Source organism: Ezakiella massiliensis (genome assembly GCF_059862345.1).
In genome coordinates, this window is the sequence record NZ_JCBCEO010000001.1 from 172,959 (window position 1) to 191,650 (window position 18,692).

At 36.9% G+C, this 18,692-nt stretch carries 20 protein-coding genes and 1 other annotated feature; of the genes, 17 read left to right on the plus strand and 3 right to left on the minus strand.

Features of this window, described 5'->3' with window-relative positions:
• The first annotated feature begins 154 nt into the window (after window positions 1-154).
• From AC6FXG_RS00780 to AC6FXG_RS00845, 14 genes are all read left to right on the plus strand, one after another.
• Window positions 155-2,794 (plus strand): valine--tRNA ligase, encoded by a 2,640-nt coding sequence (locus tag AC6FXG_RS00780; RefSeq protein ID WP_500571173.1) that lies wholly within the window; start codon window positions 155-157, stop codon window positions 2,792-2,794.
• Window positions 2,791-3,321 (plus strand): hypoxanthine phosphoribosyltransferase, encoded by a 531-nt coding sequence (gene hpt, locus AC6FXG_RS00785; protein ID WP_099950427.1) that lies wholly within the window; start codon window positions 2,791-2,793, stop codon window positions 3,319-3,321. Before AC6FXG_RS00780 ends, hpt begins: the two co-directional genes overlap by 4 nt.
• On the plus strand, window positions 3,314-4,249 hold the full coding sequence (locus tag AC6FXG_RS00790) for a CPBP family intramembrane glutamic endopeptidase (protein ID WP_500571174.1): 936 nt from the start codon (window positions 3,314-3,316) through the stop codon (window positions 4,247-4,249). The genes hpt and AC6FXG_RS00790 overlap by 8 nt, the downstream gene beginning before the upstream one ends.
• Before the next feature lie 112 nt (window positions 4,250-4,361).
• Window positions 4,362-5,210, plus strand: coding sequence for a UDP-N-acetylmuramate dehydrogenase (gene murB / locus AC6FXG_RS00795; protein ID WP_500571175.1), 849 nt, complete (start codon window positions 4,362-4,364; stop codon window positions 5,208-5,210).
• Between the two features lies 1 nt (window position 5,211).
• The gene (gene rapZ / locus AC6FXG_RS00800; RefSeq protein WP_500571176.1) at window positions 5,212-6,060 is read left to right on the plus strand and encodes an RNase adapter RapZ; all 849 of its coding nucleotides are present in this window, start codon (window positions 5,212-5,214) and stop codon (window positions 6,058-6,060) included.
• Window positions 6,047-6,985, plus strand: coding sequence for a gluconeogenesis factor YvcK family protein (locus AC6FXG_RS00805; protein WP_500571177.1), 939 nt, complete (start codon window positions 6,047-6,049; stop codon window positions 6,983-6,985). The genes rapZ and AC6FXG_RS00805 overlap by 14 nt, the downstream gene beginning before the upstream one ends.
• Window positions 6,979-7,710: a shikimate dehydrogenase family protein gene (locus AC6FXG_RS00810; protein WP_500571178.1), complete on the plus strand. Its 732-nt coding sequence runs from the start codon at window positions 6,979-6,981 to the stop codon at window positions 7,708-7,710. Before AC6FXG_RS00805 ends, AC6FXG_RS00810 begins: the two co-directional genes overlap by 7 nt.
• Window positions 7,707-8,420 carry a 3-deoxy-7-phosphoheptulonate synthase gene (aroF, locus tag AC6FXG_RS00815; protein ID WP_500571179.1) on the plus strand — a complete coding sequence of 238 codons (714 nt, stop codon included), beginning with the start codon at window positions 7,707-7,709 and terminating at the stop codon, window positions 8,418-8,420. The genes AC6FXG_RS00810 and aroF overlap by 4 nt, the downstream gene beginning before the upstream one ends.
• On the plus strand, window positions 8,401-9,363 hold the full coding sequence (locus AC6FXG_RS00820) for a 3-dehydroquinate synthase (protein WP_500571180.1): 963 nt from the start codon (window positions 8,401-8,403) through the stop codon (window positions 9,361-9,363). Before aroF ends, AC6FXG_RS00820 begins: the two co-directional genes overlap by 20 nt.
• Entirely contained in the window at window positions 9,356-10,459 is a 1,104-nt protein-coding gene (locus AC6FXG_RS00825; RefSeq protein WP_500571181.1) for a carboxyvinyltransferase, read from the plus strand. The genes AC6FXG_RS00820 and AC6FXG_RS00825 overlap by 8 nt, the downstream gene beginning before the upstream one ends.
• A complete protein-coding gene (locus AC6FXG_RS00830) occupies window positions 10,443-11,366 on the plus strand; it encodes a chorismate synthase (protein ID WP_500571182.1) in 924 nt (307 codons plus the stop codon). The genes AC6FXG_RS00825 and AC6FXG_RS00830 overlap by 17 nt, the downstream gene beginning before the upstream one ends.
• Window positions 11,363-11,857: a shikimate kinase gene (locus AC6FXG_RS00835; RefSeq protein WP_500571183.1), complete on the plus strand. Its 495-nt coding sequence runs from the start codon at window positions 11,363-11,365 to the stop codon at window positions 11,855-11,857. Before AC6FXG_RS00830 ends, AC6FXG_RS00835 begins: the two co-directional genes overlap by 4 nt.
• A complete protein-coding gene (locus tag AC6FXG_RS00840) occupies window positions 11,854-12,282 on the plus strand; it encodes a type II 3-dehydroquinate dehydratase (protein ID WP_500571184.1) in 429 nt (142 codons plus the stop codon). Before AC6FXG_RS00835 ends, AC6FXG_RS00840 begins: the two co-directional genes overlap by 4 nt.
• Before the next feature lie 28 nt (window positions 12,283-12,310).
• A complete protein-coding gene (locus AC6FXG_RS00845) occupies window positions 12,311-13,351 on the plus strand; it encodes a M42 family metallopeptidase (RefSeq protein WP_500571185.1) in 1,041 nt (346 codons plus the stop codon).
• Window positions 13,352-13,519: 168 nt separating this feature from the next.
• On the opposite strand, the gene rplL is transcribed toward AC6FXG_RS00845, so the two are convergent.
• Entirely contained in the window at window positions 13,520-13,900 is a 381-nt protein-coding gene (rplL, locus tag AC6FXG_RS00850; protein WP_075573798.1) for a 50S ribosomal protein L7/L12, read from the minus strand.
• 16 nt (window positions 13,901-13,916) lie between these two features.
• Window positions 13,917-14,447 (minus strand): 50S ribosomal protein L10, encoded by a 531-nt coding sequence (rplJ, locus tag AC6FXG_RS00855; protein WP_075573797.1) that lies wholly within the window; start codon window positions 14,445-14,447, stop codon window positions 13,917-13,919.
• Window positions 14,448-14,458: 11 nt separating this feature from the next.
• Window positions 14,459-14,582, minus strand: a sequence feature (ribosomal protein L10 leader region).
• A 171-nt stretch (window positions 14,583-14,753) separates the two neighbouring features.
• Between rplJ and AC6FXG_RS00860 the strand changes: the two genes are divergently transcribed.
• Genes AC6FXG_RS00860 through AC6FXG_RS00870 form a run of 3 tightly spaced genes read left to right on the plus strand, consistent with a single transcriptional unit; the run spans window position 14,754 to window position 16,835 of the window.
• A complete protein-coding gene (locus tag AC6FXG_RS00860; RefSeq protein ID WP_231929157.1) occupies window positions 14,754-15,407 on the plus strand; it encodes a Crp/Fnr family transcriptional regulator in 654 nt (217 codons plus the stop codon).
• 11 nt (window positions 15,408-15,418) lie between these two features.
• Window positions 15,419-16,057 (plus strand): ABC transporter ATP-binding protein, encoded by a 639-nt coding sequence (locus tag AC6FXG_RS00865; RefSeq protein WP_500571186.1) that lies wholly within the window; start codon window positions 15,419-15,421, stop codon window positions 16,055-16,057.
• Window positions 16,050-16,835 (plus strand): ABC transporter permease, encoded by a 786-nt coding sequence (locus AC6FXG_RS00870; protein WP_500571187.1) that lies wholly within the window; start codon window positions 16,050-16,052, stop codon window positions 16,833-16,835. Before AC6FXG_RS00865 ends, AC6FXG_RS00870 begins: the two co-directional genes overlap by 8 nt.
• Window positions 16,836-16,926: 91 nt before the next feature.
• Here the strand turns inward: AC6FXG_RS00870 and AC6FXG_RS00875 are convergent, their stop codons facing one another.
• Window positions 16,927-18,564 (minus strand): alkaline phosphatase, encoded by a 1,638-nt coding sequence (locus AC6FXG_RS00875; protein WP_500571188.1) that lies wholly within the window; start codon window positions 18,562-18,564, stop codon window positions 16,927-16,929.
• Window positions 18,565-18,692: the final 128 nt, after the last annotated feature.

Here is an 18,692-nt window from a genome sequence, read left to right on the forward strand (position 1 = left end):
ATGATTACAGTTTCGTTACAAGTTATTTTTATTAAGTAAACAAGTGTATTTTATGATGGCTTTGCTGGCCACTCTTTGCTTTACATTTAGGGGCTCTTTGTGTATAATTATATATAAATCAGGCTTATGCCAATATTTAATGGGGAAGTGTTGTATGAAAGAATTAGATAGTAAATATAATCCGCATGATTTTGAAAAAAGAATTTATAATGAGTGGGTGGAGAATAATTTATTTTCTCCCTCTGTTAATAAAGATGGTAAGCCATACACTATTATGATGCCACCGCCAAATGTTACTGGTAATTTGCATTTGGGGCATTCTATGTATACTTTACAAGATATTTATATCAGGCTAAAGAGGATGCAAGGTTATGCAGCTCTTTGGCTGCCAGGCACAGACCACGCAAGTATTGCAACTGAGTCTCGTGTTGTAAATAAGATTAGACACGAAGGCAAGTCCAAGGAAGAACTTGGCCGCGATGGATTTTTGGAAGAGGCCTGGGACTGGACCCATGAGCACGGTGGCAATATTATTAATCAGCTCAAGTCCATGGGTTTTTCTTGTGATTGGGATAGGCTTAAATTTACTCTGGATGACAATATGAGTCACGCTGTTTTTACAGCTTTTAAACGCATGTATGATGACGGTCTTATTTATAAGGGTGACAGGATTATTAACTGGTGCCCAGATTGTAAGACTGCTATTTCTGATGCTGAGGTTGACCACGTTGATACTGATTCTAAGATTTGGGAAATCAGATATAATTTTGCTGATGGAGATGGGAGTGTAGTCATTGCTACAACTCGTCCTGAAACTTTGCTTGGTGACTTGGCTGTTGCTGTCAACCCAAATGATGACAGATACAAGGATGTGGTTGGCAAAAATGTCATACTTCCACTTGTTGAAAAAGAAATTCCTATAATTGCTGATGATTATGTTGATATGGAATTTGGTACAGGTGTTGTAAAGATTACACCTTCTCACGACCCTAACGACTTTATGGTTGGTGAACGCCACAATCTTGGCCAATTTGTAGTTATTGATGAAGATGCCAAGATGAATGAGAATGCTTTGAAATACGCAGGTATGGATAGGTATGAAGCAAGGAAAAATATTATTGCAGACTTAAAGGCCCAAGGGCTTTTGGTAAGCGAAAAGAAACACGAAAATGCAGTTGGCCATTGCAGCAGGTGCAAAACTGTTATCGAGCCGCTAATCAGCAAGCAATGGTTTGTTAAGATGAAAGACTTGGCTAAAGATACCCTTGAAGCTTTTGACGCTGGCGAACCAAAATTCTATCCTGAAAGATATGGAAAGATTTACAGAAACTGGCTGTCAAATTTAAATGACTGGTGTATTTCACGTCAGCTTTGGTGGGGCCATCAAATCCCAGCATATTACTGCGAAGACTGTGGCCATATTCATGTTAGCGAAAGCCCAGTAGAAAAATGTGAAAAATGTGGATCTACAAATATCCACCAAGATCCAGATACTTTGGATACATGGTTCTCATCGGCCTTGTGGCCATTTGCAACTCTGGGCTGGCCAGATGAAAATTCTGAAGACTTTAAAAAATTCTTCCCAACTGATCTGATGATCACTGGTTTTGATATTATTTTATTCTGGGTTATCAGAATGACCTTTACGTCTAAATATTTCTTGAATCAAATTCCATTTAAAGATGTTTTGATTACTGGATTGGTCCGTGATATTCAAGGCAGGAAGATGAGTAAGTCTCTTGACAATGGTATTGATCCACTAGAAATTATTGAAAAGTACGGAGCCGACGCCTTGAGATTTAATATGGTTACAGGTAATTCACCTGGAAACGATATGAGATTTGATGAGAAAAAGGTTGAAAATGCAAGAAACTTTGCCAACAAGGTTTGGAATGCAAGCCGCTTCTTACTTATGAACATTGGCGACCACAAATCAACTGATTTTGACCAAGATAAACTCACCGATAAGGATATTTGGATTTTGGAAAAATTAAATGACGCAATTTCAACTGTCGACAAGAACCTTTCCAAATATGAAGTGGGTCTTGCAGCTGAACGCATTTACTCATTTATTTGGGAAGACCTCTGCGACTACTATATTGAATTTTCAAAGAGTGATTTATATGGCGATGACGAAGATAGAAAGGCTGTTACAAAATCAGTACTCCTTTACGTACTCGAAAATAGCTTGAAACTTCTTCACCCATTTATGCCTTTTATTACCGAGGAAATTTACCAATCTCTACCAAATGCTAAGGGTTATATTATGGTTCAAGCTTGGCCAGAGGTTTTGGAAATCAAAAATCCAAAGAACAGCGTTTTTGTAATTGAAAAGATCAAGGACATTATCAGAGAAGTTAGAAATGCAAAGGCATCCAGAAACATTGACCCAAGCAGAAAGTCAGAATTGATTTTGGCTGGCGACAATGCCTTAATTGCAGATGTTATTGCAAATAAAGAAATGATTATGCCATTAATCGGCGTTACAGAGATTATTTCTACAACAGAAAAACTAAATCCAAGCGATTATCTCTTTATGTCAATCCCTGAATTTGACATGTATATGCCTTTAAAAGAGCTGATTGACTATGAAAAAGAAATTATTAGCTTGGAAAAGAAAATCGAAAATTACGAATCAGAAATCGAAAGATTAAATAAAAAGCTTGCTAACAAGGGCTTTGTAGACAAGGCTCCAGAGGCAGTTGTAAATAAAGAAAAGGAAAAGCTAAGCGACTATGAGTCCTTGCTACAATCAGCTAAGGATTCTCTGGAAGAAATTAAGAGGGCTTTATGATTAAAAAAGTTTTGATTACACAAGATGAAATTGATAAGCGTTTGGACAAGCTGGCAGAGGAAATAAATGATTTTTACAAGGGAGAACCGATTATTGTAATTCCTCTATTAAGAGGTGGCTTTATGTTTGCAGCCGACCTAATCAAGAGGCTGGACATGCTCGTAGAAGTGGATTTTATCACCACTGCTTCCTATGGGCACAAGAAGGTTTCATCTGGAGATGTAAAAGTGTTTAGCGATTTGAGATCCAATGTAACAGGCAAAAATGTTTTGATAGTCGACGATATTATCGACTCGGGCAATACCTTAAAATTTATCAAGGACTATATAGGAATTAGAAATCCAAAGTCATTAAAGATTGCCACTATGCTTGACAAGCCATCCAGAAGAACACAAGATGTCAACAGTGATTTTGTAGGCTTTGAAGTGGACGACGTTTTTATTGTTGGCTATGGCTTGGACTATGAAAACAATTACAGAAACGTGCCTTATATATTTGAATTTTTAGAAGAGGGAGAAGATGAATAAAAAAAGTATGCCTACAGCTGTTGCTGGATCACTCATGTTTATGGGCTTAACGGTTTTGTTTTTAACCCTGGGTGGACTTACTCAGCTTTTAAATATTTACTTTGGAATATTTTTTACAGAGGTAATAATATTAGGCCTGGTGACTTATCTGGTCTGCGTTTTTAGAAAATATTATGTAAAAGAGACCTTGGCCCTTAGGATGCCCTACGAGGGGACCTTGTGGAAGGCGTTTTTTATATCGCTTTTATCTTATCCAGTTATTGTATTTATAAATGGTTTGTATTTGACAGGGCTTTCCAAATTTATGACCCTGCCATCCGATTTGGGTGTGCCTCTACCAGAAACTTTTCCGATGTTTTTGGTAAGCGTAATAATGTTTGCGGTCTTACCAGGAGTTTTTGAAGAGTTGGTCTTTAGAGGATTTTTATTTAAGGCCTTTGATAGGTACAAGCCTCTGGCGAGGATTTTTATAACTGCGACCTTGTTTGCAATCTTCCACTACAATCCTATAAATATTGTCGGACCATTTTTGATGGGACTGACATTTGGATATTTGAGATACAGGTCTGACTCATTACTCCCTAGCATCATTGGTCACACAACCAACAACTCCATAGCCATGGTCATAGGCTACATTGCCAACAAGGCTGGCAACTTGGATTTGGACGCTGCAGGTGATCCTGATATGGCAAATGTCGAGGCCATGCTAGGCGATTCAAAAGTCCTTGTTGCTGCATTTGGAGTGATTGTAATTGCACTCTTAGCTTATATCGTTTACAAGTTGTTAAAATCTTTCCCAGATTATAGGGAAAAGACCACTCTAGTTATAAAGCCAGAAAAAAGAGAAAGATTATTTACATTGATCATGTTTATCTTTGGATTTATAATGCTTGCAAGTGCATTTGTAATAGTTATGAAAAAGTTTTAAATTAATTAAAGCCTTTGACTTTTTGTCAAAGGTTTTTTGATGTGGACAATTTGCCTCAAATATAATAAAATAGGGGTATAGATATATCGATGAACGAAAAAATGGAGGGCAAATGAAAGTTTTAAAAGGTTATGATATAAAAGAATTTTCTACAATGAAGATTGGCGGATCTTGCAGGGCAATTTACTTGCCAGAGTCCAACGACGATATAAAAGAAATTTTAAATATAGAAGAAAATCCACTGATAATTGGCCAGATGAGCAATATTTTAATTACAGATAAAAAATTTGACCGGGCAATAATTCTTTTAAGGGAAAATTTTTCAAAGATTGAATTAAAAGATGGTTTGGTCTATGCTCAGGCTGGAGCCACCATGGGCCAGGTCAGCGATTTTGCAATTGAAAATGCTCTTACAGGTTTTGAATTTATGGAAGGCATACCAGGGTCTATTGGCGGCGGAGTTTTTATGAACGCGGGAGCCTATGGCGGAGAAATGAAAGACATAATTCATTCTGTTGTTGTTTTTAGAGATGGAGATCTTGTTGAAGTTCCAAATGAGATTTGCGAATTTGACTCCAGGCATTCTGTCTTTCAAGACAATGGCGATATTATATTGGGCGCTTACTATAAGGCTGTTAAGGGTGATAGAGAAGAGATTAAAGCCTTGGTCGATGACCTGCACGAGAGAAGAAACTCTAAACAGCCACTTGAGTATCCTTCATGCGGATCAGTTTTCAAGAGGCCGAAGGGTTATTATGCTTCAAAACTTATTGACGATTTGAATTTAAAGGGGACCAGGATCGGCGGAGCCATGGTATCACCAAAGCATGCAGGCTTTATAATCAACTATGATGAGGCGACTTTTGATGATGTTATAGAGCTGATTGAACTTATTAGAGGTAAGGTCAGAGACGAATACGGTGTAGAATTAGAAACGGAGTTAAGGATAATTGAAAAATAAAATGGATATTATAATTGTAACTGGCATGAGCGGGGCAGGAAAAACTGCCACCTTAAATGTATTGGAAGATGACGGCTATCTGTGCATAGATAACTTGCCAATACCCTTAATCAGAGAAACTTTTGAATTAATGCAAAAGACGCCACAGGTTGAAAAGGTTGCCCTGGCTATTGACCTCAGGAATAGGATTTTTACCAACGAGCTCTTTTCGATTATAAAAAATTTGAAGGACGAATACGGAGCCAAGGTTTTATTTTTAAATGCATCTGATGAGGCGCTAATAAGAAGATTTAAGGAAAGGCGGAGACCGCATCCTCTTGCTATGAAGGGAAGTATTTTAGATGGCATTTCCAAGGAACGTAAGATTATGGATAAGATCCAAGAGATTTCTCTGCCTATTGAGACTTCTAACTTGAGTTTGGGCGAACTCAAACGAGCCATTCACTCAATGCTGGAAGAGACTGATGGGCTCAATGTGGTCTTTACAACTTTTGGTTTTAAGCACGGGATTGTTATGGATGCTGATTTGGTTTTCGATGTAAGATTTATTGAAAATCCATATTATGTGCCTGAATTAAAGACCAAGTCCGGTTATAAGGATGAAGTTTACACTTTTGTTTTAAGCCAGCCGGAAGTGGATGAATTTATAAAAAAACTCTATGATTTAATTAAATTTTTAATACCGCTTTATGAACGAGAGGGTAAGGAACAAGTCTTGGTAGCCTTTGGTTGCACAGGTGGTAGGCAGAGGTCTGTAAGCGTTGCCAGACGCCTAAAGGAAATGTTTGAAAAAGAAGATAAGATAAGTATTACTATGATTAACAGGGATTTGGAAGATGAAAGCAAATAAACTGGTGGCCATTGGTGGTGGGACTGGACTTAGCATTTTAATATCGGGACTCAAGGATAAATTCGACGTTTCTGCTATTGTAACCGTTGGAGATAATGGTGGTGGAAGCGGAATTTTGCGTGCCGATTTAAATATGCTGCCGCCAGGGGATATTAGAAACTGCCTCTTGGCCTTGTCCAATGCACCTGACTCCTTGTCTAAATTATTGTCTTATAGGTTTAAGAAAGGGGGCTTGAATGGTCAGTCACTGGGAAATTTAATGATAGCAGGAATGACAGAGGAGTTTGGATCTTTTGAACAGGCGATTTATTTTTTGAGCAAGGCATTAAACATAAAGGGTAATGTCTATCCAGTTAGCCTTGACCCAATGGATTTAGTTGCTAATTTATCAAATGGAGATACGATTTACGGTGAAAGTGAGATTGCAATTTTTTCTTTAAAAAGAAAGGCCAAGATAAACGAAATTTATTTAAATCAGCCTTGCAATATTTCTGTTGATGCCAGAGAGGCCATAAGAGAGGCAGACATTGTAACCTTGGGCCCAGGGTCCTTGTACACATCTGTTATTTGCAATTTGCTAGTAGACGACGTGAGAGATTTGTTAAAGGATAAAAAAATTGCCTACGTATCCAATGTCATGACCCAGCCGGAAGAAACTTATAATTACACGCTCAGGGACCACATAGAGGAAATTGAAAGATATTTGGGCAGGGGCTTGGATTTTGTATTTGCAAATGATGTCTTGCCAGAAAAAGAGGTCTTGGCCAAGTACAAGGACGAGGGATCAATCCCAGTTGTACCTAGCAAAGACGACTATGATTTTTATGGAGACAGGCTAATTACAGGAGACTTTATTTCTGTAAAAGAAGGCTATATAAGGTCAGCTTCAGAAAAAATTGCTGGAGAGATTTTAAAGCTATGCTAAAACTTTGCCTTATAGGAAAAAATATAAAAAATTCCAGGTCGCCAGAACTCTATCACTCTTTTGCAAAGAGAGATTGGGTCGACTTGTCTTATGAGTTGAGAGATTTAGATAGAGAAGATTTGCCAGCCTTTGTCGATGAAGTTAGGTCTGGTGGATATAGTGGCTTTAATGTCACGGCCCCTTATAAAAATGATATTATAAAATATTTAGACCATATAAGTGATGATGCGAAGGCTGTGGCGGCAGTAAACACTGTCTACAATAAAGACGGCGTGCTATATGGCTACAACACGGATATCTATGGGGCCTTTGAAAGTATCAATCCTGTTTTAAAAGAAGGAAGTATTTTAATTTTAGGACGGGGTGGAGCAGCCCGGGCTGTCATCAGGGCTTTTAAAGATAAGGACCTGACTATTTACGCCAGAGACTTTAACAATGACGATTTGCTAAAGATAAAAGCTGATTTAAAATTTATAGATAATTTACATGGCCAAGATTTTGTAAATGTTATAAATGCAACAAGCGTGGGTTTTAACGAAGAAAAAACTCTGATGAAAAAGCCATTCACATCACAAAAAACGGCCATTGATTTAATCTATACACCAGAAAAAACGATGTTTTTATCTTGCATGGAAAAGTATGGTCTTGAAATTAAAAACGGATTTGAAATGCTTGATTTTCAAGCAAAGATGAGTTATAAAATATTTTTAGGAGAGATAAGTTGAGAATTATTGCAGGTTCTTGTTCAATTGAAAACTACGATCAAGCCATTAGTTTGGCTGGTAAATTGAAGGCTCTGGGCGTAAGCGAAATCAGGGCCATGCTTTTTAAGCCGCGGACTGATCCAAGTAGTTTTCAGGGAATAGGATACGATGGTATAGAAATTTTAAAAGAATTAAAAAATATGGGCTTTAAAATTGTAAGCGAAGTCATGAACGCAGATCATATTGAAAAGCTATATGATTATGTGGATTCAATGCAAGTTGGGGCTCGAAATATGCAAAACTTTGATTTGTTAAGGGAGCTGGGCCGAACTGACAAGAATATTATTCTAAAGAGGGGCTTTGCTTCTTATATAGAAGAGTGGATCAAGGCATCCGAGTACATTACAAGGGCAGGCAACGAAAACGTGACCATTTGCGAAAGGGGAATCAGGTCCTTTGATAATATTACAAGAAATGTTTTGGATATTGGCGCTATTATTTATTTGAAAGAGATGACTGACTTTGAAGTTCTAGCTGATCCTTCGCATTCGATGGGCAGGCGAGACCTTGTACCCGGCGCTGCCAAGGCGGCCATGGCTGCAGGGGCTGATGGACTGATAATAGAAGTTCACGAAAATCCAGAAGAGGCTTTGACCGATAAAGACCAGGCCTTGGATATTAAAACTTTTGAAAAATTATTAAAGGCCCTCAATGGAAAATATAATTTATAAGTTAATAGATAAAATTGAATACGATTTCCTTGTAGGGGATGAAGTTTTAAGGGACTTATATGGAGAAATATTTCCAGATGACACATATTTTGTCCAAGCAGGCGAAGCTTGCAAGACTTTTGATTTTATTGAGTCGCTAATTGGCCAGATGCAAAGTCGCGGTCTGGATAGGTCTTCTCATATAGGAGTGGTTGGCGGAGGCAGTTTGTCAGATGCAGTGGGCTTTGCAGCTGGTATTTACATGCGCGGCCTTAGCCACGATATAATTCCTACCACGCTTTTATCCATGGTGGATGCTTGCGTGGGAGGTAAGACTGCCATCAATTTTAATCATGCAAAAAATTTTGTGGGCATCTTTAATGAAGCCAAGAATGTTATTATTGATGAAAGATTTACCAAGACTGAAAATCTAGATAATTATAAAAATGGAGTGGTGGAAGCCATCAAGCTAGCCGCTTTATTTGACGAGAATATTTTTAATGAAATGGAAGCTTTAATAGATTATGAAATGAAAAATAGAGATGAATTTACTCATCTTGCAGCCAGATATTGTCCGCAGAAAAAACAAGGAATTGTAAAAAATGATTTTCGCGATAAGGGCTTGAGGCAGCTATTAAATGCTGGCCACACCCTTGGCCACGCCATTGAGGCCTATGAAGATTATAAGATACCCCACGGCAAGGCAGTGGCTCTGGGCCTTGTAATTGAACACCAGGCTTTAGACTACGATACTTACAAGGAATTTTTGAATATTTTTGATAAATTATATGGGAACGATTTTAAAATCCTGGTCGAAAAATATAAAAAAACCAAGCTTACAATTAAAGACGATAAAAAATCTGCTGGGGACCTGATCAATATTCCTTGCGTAAGGAAAATCGGCTGCGGAAATATTTTAACTCTTAACAAAAAAGATTTTCAAAGGAGCATTTATTTTGAATAAACTGGAATATATACCAGGCTATTCAAAGTCCTATTTACATAGGTTTATTATCTTGTCCTGGATAAATAATTTGGATATAGTCATTAAAAACTTCACGCCATCTGATGATGTTTTCGCAACTTTAAACGCCCTCTATGATTCTTACAAGATCATTGGAGGAGACTTATATTTGCAAAAGACTGATAGGGTTTTGAGGGATGAAATTTATGTGAGCGAATCTGGATCGACCTTGAGATTTTTGATTCCACTAATGTTATTATTCCAAGAAAATAAAGAAATTACTTTTATCACTAAGGGACGTTTGGTAGATAGGCCTTTAAAGGTCTTTAAAAGCCTCATAGAGGACGAGGGAGGATCTTTTGATATAGCTGGTCAAAAAATAAGGATAAAAGGCAAATTGGGCCTAAAATCCTACTTTATTTCGGCTGAGGAATCCAGCCAATTTGTCTCAGCCATGTTGATGGCAGGTCAGGGAAAATTCGAAGTTAAATATCATGCGGATAAATCTTCCCAGTATATAGAAATCACCAAGGATGCCTTGGAGATTTTTAAAACAAAGCCAGAAAAAGTTTACGTTCCAGTGGATATGTCTAACTATTCACTTTTTTATGCCTTATACAAAAAGAATTTTATAGAGAAAATTACTCCGCCTGTGGCAAGGTGTCAAAAGGATAGAGTTTTTATAGACTATGTAAATAATTTGCAGGGGACATATAATCTAAAAAACTCAATCGATTTAGCACCCATGCTTGCAGCTTACTTGTCAACCGTGGATGGAGTTTTTACAATCTCTGGCCTTGAAAATTTAAAGCACAAGGAGTCAAATAGGCTGAGGGAAATTTTAAGAGTTTTAAAATTTTTTCATGTGGACTGCGGGACTAATGGCAGGGACGAAATTTATATAAGGGGAAGTCGAGACAAGAAAAAAATAAGCGGGTCTATAAAAGTGACCGACCATAGGATTTGCCATATGATTTTATTTTTGAAAATATATCATAATTCAGATTTAAAGATAAAGGGCTTGGAGTCTTTGAAAAAGTCAGACTATAATATTTATAATTATTTTAAGAGGTATTTTGATGTTTACTTACGGTAGAGATTTTAGAATTACAATTTTTGGGGCCTCACACGATAACTATGTCGGCCTTTTAATTGACGGAATAAAGGCAGGCGCTCATATAGATTTTGAAAAAATAAAGACGAGTCTGGACAGAAGAAGGCCGACGAGCACTGAAGAGACCTCGCGCAGGGAAGAGGATGAATTGGTTCTTGTTTCAGGTTATGAAAACAATCATACAAGTGAATCCCCTCTTGTAATATTAATAAAAAATTCAGATGTAAAAAAATCTGATTATAGTGATATCAAAGATGCCTTTAGGCCTGGTCACGCCGATTATTCCAAGTTTATAAAATACCAGGGCCAAGCTTACGAGACTGGCGGTGGAATTTTTTCCGGCAGAATGACTGTGGCTTTGGTGGTTGCAGGTGAGATCGCAAGGCAAATTCACGATTTTAATATTTCTTCTGAAATAATTTTTGCGGGAGAAAATACGGGCTCTCATATAAAAATCATCGCCGAAAAAATTGATCCAGGTCTTGGTCAACCATTTTTTGATTCGGTTGAATCTGTAGTCAGCCATATTTTGTTTTCGGTTCCATCTGTCAAGGGGATTAACTTTGGAAATATCTTGGAGACTTACAAGATGTCATCAGTTGAAGCTCTGGATGAATTTTATATGGAAGATCAAAAGGTTAAGACCAAGTACAACCACGATGGTGGAGTCCAAGGCGGCCTTACAAATGGCATGCCACTTCTTATAAATGTATTTTTAAAACCCATTCCAACTGTAAATATAGATGTGGAAACTCTTGATAAAGATTTTAACAAAACGACCATAAAGGCTTCGGGCAGGCACGATAAGCAAATTGCAAATAGGGTTGGCGTTGTCCTTGAAAGTGCAGTCCAAATTGCTTTATTAGATCTCTTGATGAGGGCCAGATGAATATAGTTTTAATTGGATTACCGGGCAGTGGCAAAACCACCGTTGGTAGGAGCTTATCAGAAAAAATTAATAGGGAATTTTTTGATTCTGATATTGAAATTGAAAAATCCCAGGGCAAGGCAATAAATGAAATCTTTAAAAATGGAGAAGAATATTTTAGAAATCTTGAAACAGAGACCTTGAAGACTTTACTCGACAAAGAAAATATAATTCTTGCAAGTGGCGGGGGAGTAGTAGAAAGGGCTTGTAATTTAGATTTGCTCAAGGACCATTATGTAATATTTTTAGATAGGTCGGTTGAGGATATCTTGAAAGACCTTGACGAGTCCACACGACCGCTTTTAAAAGACAAGCCTTATGAAAATTTAAAGACCCTATCTGATAAAAGACGGGAAAAATATTTGTCAGCGGCAGATTTTATTGTAAGTGAAGACACAGCTACTGATACTGTGAATGAAATAATAAAAAAATTAAAAGAGGAGTCAATATGAAGAAAGTATTATTTATATTAGGAGCAAATTTAAAATATTTGGGCCAAAGGGAAAAAGATATTTACGGTTCAAAGACCATAGATGAAATTTATGAGTCTATGAGAAAAATTTCTGATAAGATACAAATAGAAATGCTGGCCACAAATTCCGAAGGGGAAATTATAGATGCTCTTATGGAAAAGGACTATGATGCGCTTATAATTAATCCAGGAGCTTATACTCACTACAGCTTGGCTATTTATGATGCCTTGAGGGCCAAGGAAGACAAGTTCAAAGTTGAAGTCCACATGACCAATGTCTATAAGAGGGAGGACTTCCGTCAGCAAATGACGACGAGTGGTGGCGCTGATGCAATAATTATGGGTATGGGAGAAAAGTCATATTATTTAGCAGTAAAAGCTATTTGTGATTATTTTTCTTTATAAAATGGGTAAGAGAACAGAGGAGGTAATTATGAAATACGATTTAGATTATTTAATTGATTTTGGGGTAAAACTATTGGAAACTCCATCACCAACAGGTGACACAAAAGCAGCAGTTGATTTAGTAAAATCAGAATTAGAAAAATATTGCCATGTGGAATATACCAGAAAAGGAGCTTTGCTTGCTAAGATCGAAGGCAAGAACAAGGATGACGCAGTTTTATTAAGCTCACACGTTGATACTCTTGGCGCTATGGTTAAGGAATTAAAGCCAAATGGCAGACTAAAGATGTCTATGCTAGGCGGCTATGCTTGGGCAACAGTTGAAGGACTTGAAGTCGAAGTTGCTACAGAAGATGGCAAGAGAATTCCTGGCACAATTATGACTACAGCTGCAAGCTCACACGTTCACGGAGCCAAAACTCAAAACATCGAAAGAAATGACGAAAATCTTGAAATTAGAATTGATGAAGTCGCAAGAAATAAAAAAGACCTAGAAGACTTAGGTATTCAAGTAGGCGATTTTGTTTATTATAATACAGGCACAAAACTATTTGATTCAGGATATTTAAAGAGCAGACACTTAGACGACAAGGCTTGCGTAATTTCCTTGGTTGGAATTGCTAAATACCTAAAGGAAAATAATATTGTTCCACCACGCACAACTTATCTCTTCATTTCTAACTATGAAGAGGTTGGCCACGGATCAAGCGCAGGAATTCCTGAAGAAGTTTCAGAATTTATCGCCGTTGATATGGCAGCTCCAGGTCAAGGACAAACATCTGACGAACACAAGGTTACCATTTGTGTCAAGGATAGCACAGGACCTTATGATCTAGGCTTAAAGAGGAAGTTTATTAAACTTGCAAAAGAAAATGACATCCCATATGTACTAGACATTTATCCATTCTACGGTTCAGACGCATCTGCAGCTCAAAGAGCTGGTGTAAATGCAAGAGCAGGACTCATTGGACCAGGTGTTGATGCTTCACACTCATTTGAACGCACACACAAGGAAGGTATTAAAGCTACAACAGATCTAGCTATTGCTTATGTACTAGCAGATAAATAAAATAATTTTTAAAGATTGGGCAGGCTTAAACTTCAAAGTTTAGTGCCCAATTTTTTTATTATAAAAAGTCTTTACACTAAAAGTTGTGATGCAGGAGCACCACAACTTTTTTAGTGGAAATATGTAAAAAAATAACTCCCACAAGGGGAGTTAAAAATTTTAAAGATCTTAAGCTAGTTCTACAACTGCTCCAGCTTCTTCTAATTTTTTCTTTAGTTCTTCAGCTTCGTCTTTTGCAACGTTTTCTTTGATTGTCTTAGGTGCGCCGTCTACCATTTCTTTAGCTTCTTTTAAGCCAAGACCTGTAGCTTCTCTAACTGCTTTGATAACTTTAATCTTTTCTGCGCCAGCTTCTTTAAGAACTACGTTGAATTCTGATTTTTCTTCTGCTGCTGGAGCTGCGCCGCCTGCTGCTGGAGCTGCTGCAACTGCCATTGGAGCTGCTGCTGATACTCCGAATTCTTCTTCTAATGCTTTTACTAGATCATTTAGTTCTAGAACTGTTAAATTTTTTACATCTTCAATTAGTTGTGTTACTTTTTCACTCATTTTAAATACCTCCAAATTAATTTTCTTCTTGTTTAGCTCTTACTGCGTCAAGAGCATAGACGAGGGAACGAATAGTTCCTTGTAATACATTTGCAAATCCTTGAATTGGGCTGTTGAAACCAGCTAATGCACGAGCTAACAGAACATCCTTTGGTGGTAGCTCTGCCAGAGCCTTAATCTCGTTAATGTCGACAATCTTTCCATCGACGATGCCAGCTTTTAATTCAAGTTTTTCATTTTTCTTTGCAAATTCTGCTGAAACTTTTGCTGCACCTACAACATCTTCATAGGAGAAAGCAATTCCATTAGGGCCTGCTAAGAATTGTGTGAATTCTTCATATCCAAGTTCGTTAAAAGCGCGTGCCATCAATGTATTTTTGTAAACTTTGTATTCAACGCCTTCTTTACGGTAGTTATCTCTTAACTCTGTAACTTCTTGAACGTTTAGTCCACGGTAGTCTACAAGAACCATTGAGTCTGCTCTTTCAATACGATCTTTGATTTCAGAAACAATTGATTGTTTTTCTCTTAGTACTGCCTCTTTCATGCGACACCTCCTTTATATATTAGAAAAGACCTCGAAAAAACGAGGTCTAAAAATCAAATAAACATTGATAAATAACCTCGGCGGGATTTACACGTAAACGCTACCTGCTTTCTTCGGCGATTCTTAACATCAATTATAATATCATATGCCCTTAGCTTTGTCAAGGCTTTTTGCATAAAAACTTTAATTTTAATGGATTTTATTTTTCTGGAGTTGAATGAATTTTGGGCTAATGATATAATTAATTTATTGGAATAAAAATGAGGGGAGGGGGCTACTATTAATAAAATTTTTGAAAACATTCCATTGTTTAATGAAATATCTAACGAGGCAAGAGATGCCATTAGCAACGAAGTTAATTTAAAAAGATATCACAAGGGTGAGTATATATTTAAGTCTGATGACCCAGCCACTGTTATGTATGTAGTAAAAACTGGGGCTATGAAGATAACTATGAATCTCTCTGACGGAAGAGAGCAGATTTTGTATATATATAAAAACGGAGACTTTGTTGGAGGCCTTAATCTTTTGACGAGTGACCACTATGTTTATAATGGGGTTGCCTTGATTGAAACAAGTGTTATAACTATAAATAAAGCTGCCTTTGACGAGCATTTGATGAATGATAATAATTTTTTAAGGGCCATGCTTGTTGAATCTTATTCTAGAATTCGTAAATCAGAAGATTTGATTGATAGATTATCTGTTATAAATGGAGATATGAAAGTTGCCAAGGGAATTATTGATTTGATAAAAACTCACGGATCAAGGTCTATAAATGGCAACTGGATTGTAAATCCAAACCTTACTCGGACTGAAATGGGGTCATTCACGGGTCTTGCACGGGAAACCTTGACCAGGAAATTAGCCTACTTCCAAGATATAGGCCTAATTAAACTCTTGCCAAAGGGCGGCATAGAAATTTTAAACTTAGATGGCCTATTTGAACTTACAATATAAAAGGAATCTGCATGGGAAAAGTATTTGAATTAAAAAATTTAAAATTTAAAGATATTTTAGATATTCCAAGCCTCACTTTTTGTAAGGGGATAACATCGATTGTAGGCAAAAGTGGCAGCGGTAAAACAACTTTGATGTTAGCTCTAAACAAGATGATCACACCTACGAGCGGAGATGTTTATTATCATGGAGAAAATATAAAAGCCATGGACGCCGTAAAACTTCGCAGAAAAGTGGTTATGCTTGGTCAGCAGCCGATAATTTTTCCCGGAAATGTGCGGGACAATTTGAATCAGGGGCTAAAATTTGCCAAAAAAGAATTGGCAGATGATAAAAAATTAAGAGAACTCTTGGACTATGTAGAGCTCGATAAAAATTTGGAAGATGATCCCAGTGATTTTTCTGGTGGAGAAAAGCAAAGGATTGCTATAGCCAGGGTAATAGCTATGGAGCCAGATGTCTATTTGCTGGATGAGCCAAGCTCAGCCCTCGATAGTGAACTTGCCAACAATACTATAGAAAAAATATCGAGGATTGCCAAAGAAAAAGACCAAACAATAATTATGGTAACCCATTCAGATGAGATTTCAAAAAACATTTCTGATAATATTGTGATGATAGATGAAGGAAGTGTTATGAAAGATGAATAGTGAAAGTGTAAATATTTACTCGGTTCTCATCGCTTATGTTTATGTAATAATAGCTTTAGTTATTTCTAAATTGACCGGTATAAAAAAAGAAAAATTGATTTTTATCTCTGGCTTTAGGATGACCCTGCAACTTCTTATAACAGCCTATGTACTCCAGATGGTTTTTGATAATCCAAAGGCGATTTATACAATTATAATCTTATCTGTTATGGAGATATTTGCAATTTATAATATAAGAAAAAGAAGTGGAATAAAGTCTTTGCATTTTACTAAAACAATTGCCATATCAATGGTCGCAGGAAGCTTGCTTTGCTTAATTTATTTTATTTTAATGGTTATCAAATTAAAACCCTGGTACAATCCTCAATACATTATTACACTTGGGGGTATGCTTATAGGGAACACCATGACGGCTCTAACACTAGCCATTAACTCATTGACCAAGGAAATTAAATCGCAAAGGGTAAAAATTGAGGGAGCGCTTATGCTTGGAGCTAGTCCACACGATGCCGTGGATGAAAACTTTAAAAACGCCTTAAACGCAAGTATACTTCCAACAATGAATTCTATGCTTGGTATGGGCATAGTATTTTTGCCAGGTATGATGGCTGGGCAAATTATATCAGGCGAGTCACCACTTACTGCAATTTTTTATCAGATTTCTATCATGCTAGGAATTTTTGGCAGTGTAGTAATCTCTACATTTTTATTTTTAGAAATGGCAAGGAAACTCTTATTTAATAAAGATGCTCAGCTTAGAGTGGATGAATTAGAATAAGTTTAAATAATATGTAAATATAAAATCGACGGATTTTTGTCCGTCGATTTTATATTGGAAAAATTCCTTTAGGTTTTATGAAAAAGATTTCTTATTTTACTAGGTCAATAGCTGCCTTTGGTAGGAATACAGCCTTTTCATTAAACAAAGTCAATCCGTCAAATTCTTTTACTTGACCATTTACATAAACAATATTTTTGTTAACAGGGAAGCGGTAAGTGTTTGAACCCTTAGTAACGATTAGTTCGTGGTTTTTCTTTTCTTTGTCTTTTGAAACGTTTTTCCATTGAATCTTTGCGCCTTTAGCTTCAAGAGCTGGACGAGCTGGAACAAATAGTTTTTCACTTAGTGCATCTAAGTCAAAGTTCATAACTCTTGCAATGTACTCACCAATTTCATTGTTCATAATAGTTCCTGAAAGTGCAGGGACATTTGGATTTGAACTGTAGCAGTAGAGACCAATATCTCCACCAACGTGGCCGTGAGTTGTCCAGCCAATTCCTGAACGTTCACTTATCATAAGACCAATTCCTGATTCAGCGCTATCATATTCTTTGATAAATTTAACTTCTTCATCAGTTAGGTCTGTAATACCAAAGTATTTTTTTACAACTTCTCTGATGTTTGTACGGTCTTCATTCAATTCACTTGAAGCTTTTAAAGCCCCACCCTTGGCATTTTTGATAAGATCTGTGTAATAGCCCAGTTTATTTTTTGTGTAAGTTCCGCTTGTGTGATAGTTACCCATTGTGATTCCACCGGTACCGTGGTCAGCAGCTGAAATAACTACTGTATCTTTATTTGTTTTTGCAAAATCAATAGCAGCTTTAACAGCCTTGTCATAGGCAAGGATGTCGCCAACCATATTAATAGGGTCGTTTGAGTGTCCAGCCCAGTCGATTTCTGAACCTTCAACGATTAAGAAGAAACCGTTTTCATTCTTTGAAAGGATTTCAATAGCTTTCTTTGTCATTTCTTCTAGGCTTGGTTCAACTGTTTTATCAGCTTCTAAGTCATAAGCTAAGTCTTTTTTAGCAAATAAACCCCAAAGTTTATTAGCTTTTGTGTTTAAAAGTTCGTCGCGTTTTGTAATAAAGGTGTAGCCCTTATCTTTTAAAACAGAAATTAAATCTTCACCGTCATTACGTTTTTCAGCTGTTAAATAATTTGTGCCTGCGCCCAAAACTACGTCAAGGTTTTGATAAACGCCTTGTTCAATAAGAGTGTCGTATTCACTTCTGTTTGGATGGTGAGAGTAAAATGCAGCCGGTGTAGCGTGGTTAACTCTGGATGTTGATACTACGCCAGTTGATCTGCCAGAATATTTTGCAGCTTCAAGTACTGTTGCAATTGGCATGTCAGCTTTTGCTGGGTCATAGTTTTTTGCACCGGCCATACCAAATGTTTGTGGGTAGCAGCCAATGTATGGAGCTTCTGATTTATAACCAGTTGACATAGCTGTAGCAGCTGGAGCTGAGTCAGCCATAGGAACGTCAGAGTTATTTGTTCTAACTGATCCAGTTAGAATTTCGTCTAAAGCAAATTTCCAATCAGGTGTGAACCATCTGGCAAGTGTAAAAGCTTCAAAGCTCATTCCATCAGGAATCATCATGATTACATTTTTGATTACGGGTTGGTCTTCTTGTTTGCTGGAATCTGCAGCAAATGTTGGCACAAAAGAAGTAAGTACAAGTGCCAAGGCTAATAAAAGTGATAAAGTTTTTTTCATATTTCCTCCTTAAAATCTTTATGCTTTAATAATAATCCACAAATGTTAAGTAAAGAATTCCTATAAATTAAATCCATGTAAAATATTTTTTGAAATCTGCATATAGGAATTAATAAAAAATGAAGTAT

What these genes read in the sequence shown, in the direction of transcription:
- AC6FXG_RS00845 (WP_500571185.1), top strand. Translation starts at nt 12,311, where the DNA reads ATGAAATACGATTTAGATTATTTAATTGATTTTGGGGTAAAACTATTG.
- rplJ (WP_075573797.1), bottom strand. Translation starts at nt 14,447, where the DNA reads ATGAAAGAGGCAGTACTAAGAGAAAAACAATCAATTGTTTCTGAAATC.
- AC6FXG_RS00865 (WP_500571186.1), top strand. Translation starts at nt 15,419, where the DNA reads ATGGGAAAAGTATTTGAATTAAAAAATTTAAAATTTAAAGATATTTTA.
- rplL (WP_075573798.1), bottom strand. Translation starts at nt 13,900, where the DNA reads ATGAGTGAAAAAGTAACACAACTAATTGAAGATGTAAAAAATTTAACA.
- murB (WP_500571175.1), top strand. Translation starts at nt 4,362, where the DNA reads ATGAAAGTTTTAAAAGGTTATGATATAAAAGAATTTTCTACAATGAAG.
- AC6FXG_RS00790 (WP_500571174.1), top strand. Translation starts at nt 3,314, where the DNA reads ATGAATAAAAAAAGTATGCCTACAGCTGTTGCTGGATCACTCATGTTT.
- AC6FXG_RS00875 (WP_500571188.1), bottom strand. Translation starts at nt 18,564, where the DNA reads ATGAAAAAAACTTTATCACTTTTATTAGCCTTGGCACTTGTACTTACT.
- AC6FXG_RS00780 (WP_500571173.1), top strand. Translation starts at nt 155, where the DNA reads ATGAAAGAATTAGATAGTAAATATAATCCGCATGATTTTGAAAAAAGA.
- AC6FXG_RS00820 (WP_500571180.1), top strand. Translation starts at nt 8,401, where the DNA reads ATGGAAAATATAATTTATAAGTTAATAGATAAAATTGAATACGATTTC.
- AC6FXG_RS00835 (WP_500571183.1), top strand. Translation starts at nt 11,363, where the DNA reads ATGAATATAGTTTTAATTGGATTACCGGGCAGTGGCAAAACCACCGTT.
- AC6FXG_RS00830 (WP_500571182.1), top strand. Translation starts at nt 10,443, where the DNA reads ATGTTTACTTACGGTAGAGATTTTAGAATTACAATTTTTGGGGCCTCA.
- rapZ (WP_500571176.1), top strand. Translation starts at nt 5,212, where the DNA reads ATGGATATTATAATTGTAACTGGCATGAGCGGGGCAGGAAAAACTGCC.
- AC6FXG_RS00810 (WP_500571178.1), top strand. Translation starts at nt 6,979, where the DNA reads ATGCTAAAACTTTGCCTTATAGGAAAAAATATAAAAAATTCCAGGTCG.
- AC6FXG_RS00870 (WP_500571187.1), top strand. Translation starts at nt 16,050, where the DNA reads ATGAATAGTGAAAGTGTAAATATTTACTCGGTTCTCATCGCTTATGTT.
- AC6FXG_RS00840 (WP_500571184.1), top strand. Translation starts at nt 11,854, where the DNA reads ATGAAGAAAGTATTATTTATATTAGGAGCAAATTTAAAATATTTGGGC.
- hpt (WP_099950427.1), top strand. Translation starts at nt 2,791, where the DNA reads ATGATTAAAAAAGTTTTGATTACACAAGATGAAATTGATAAGCGTTTG.
- AC6FXG_RS00805 (WP_500571177.1), top strand. Translation starts at nt 6,047, where the DNA reads ATGAAAGCAAATAAACTGGTGGCCATTGGTGGTGGGACTGGACTTAGC.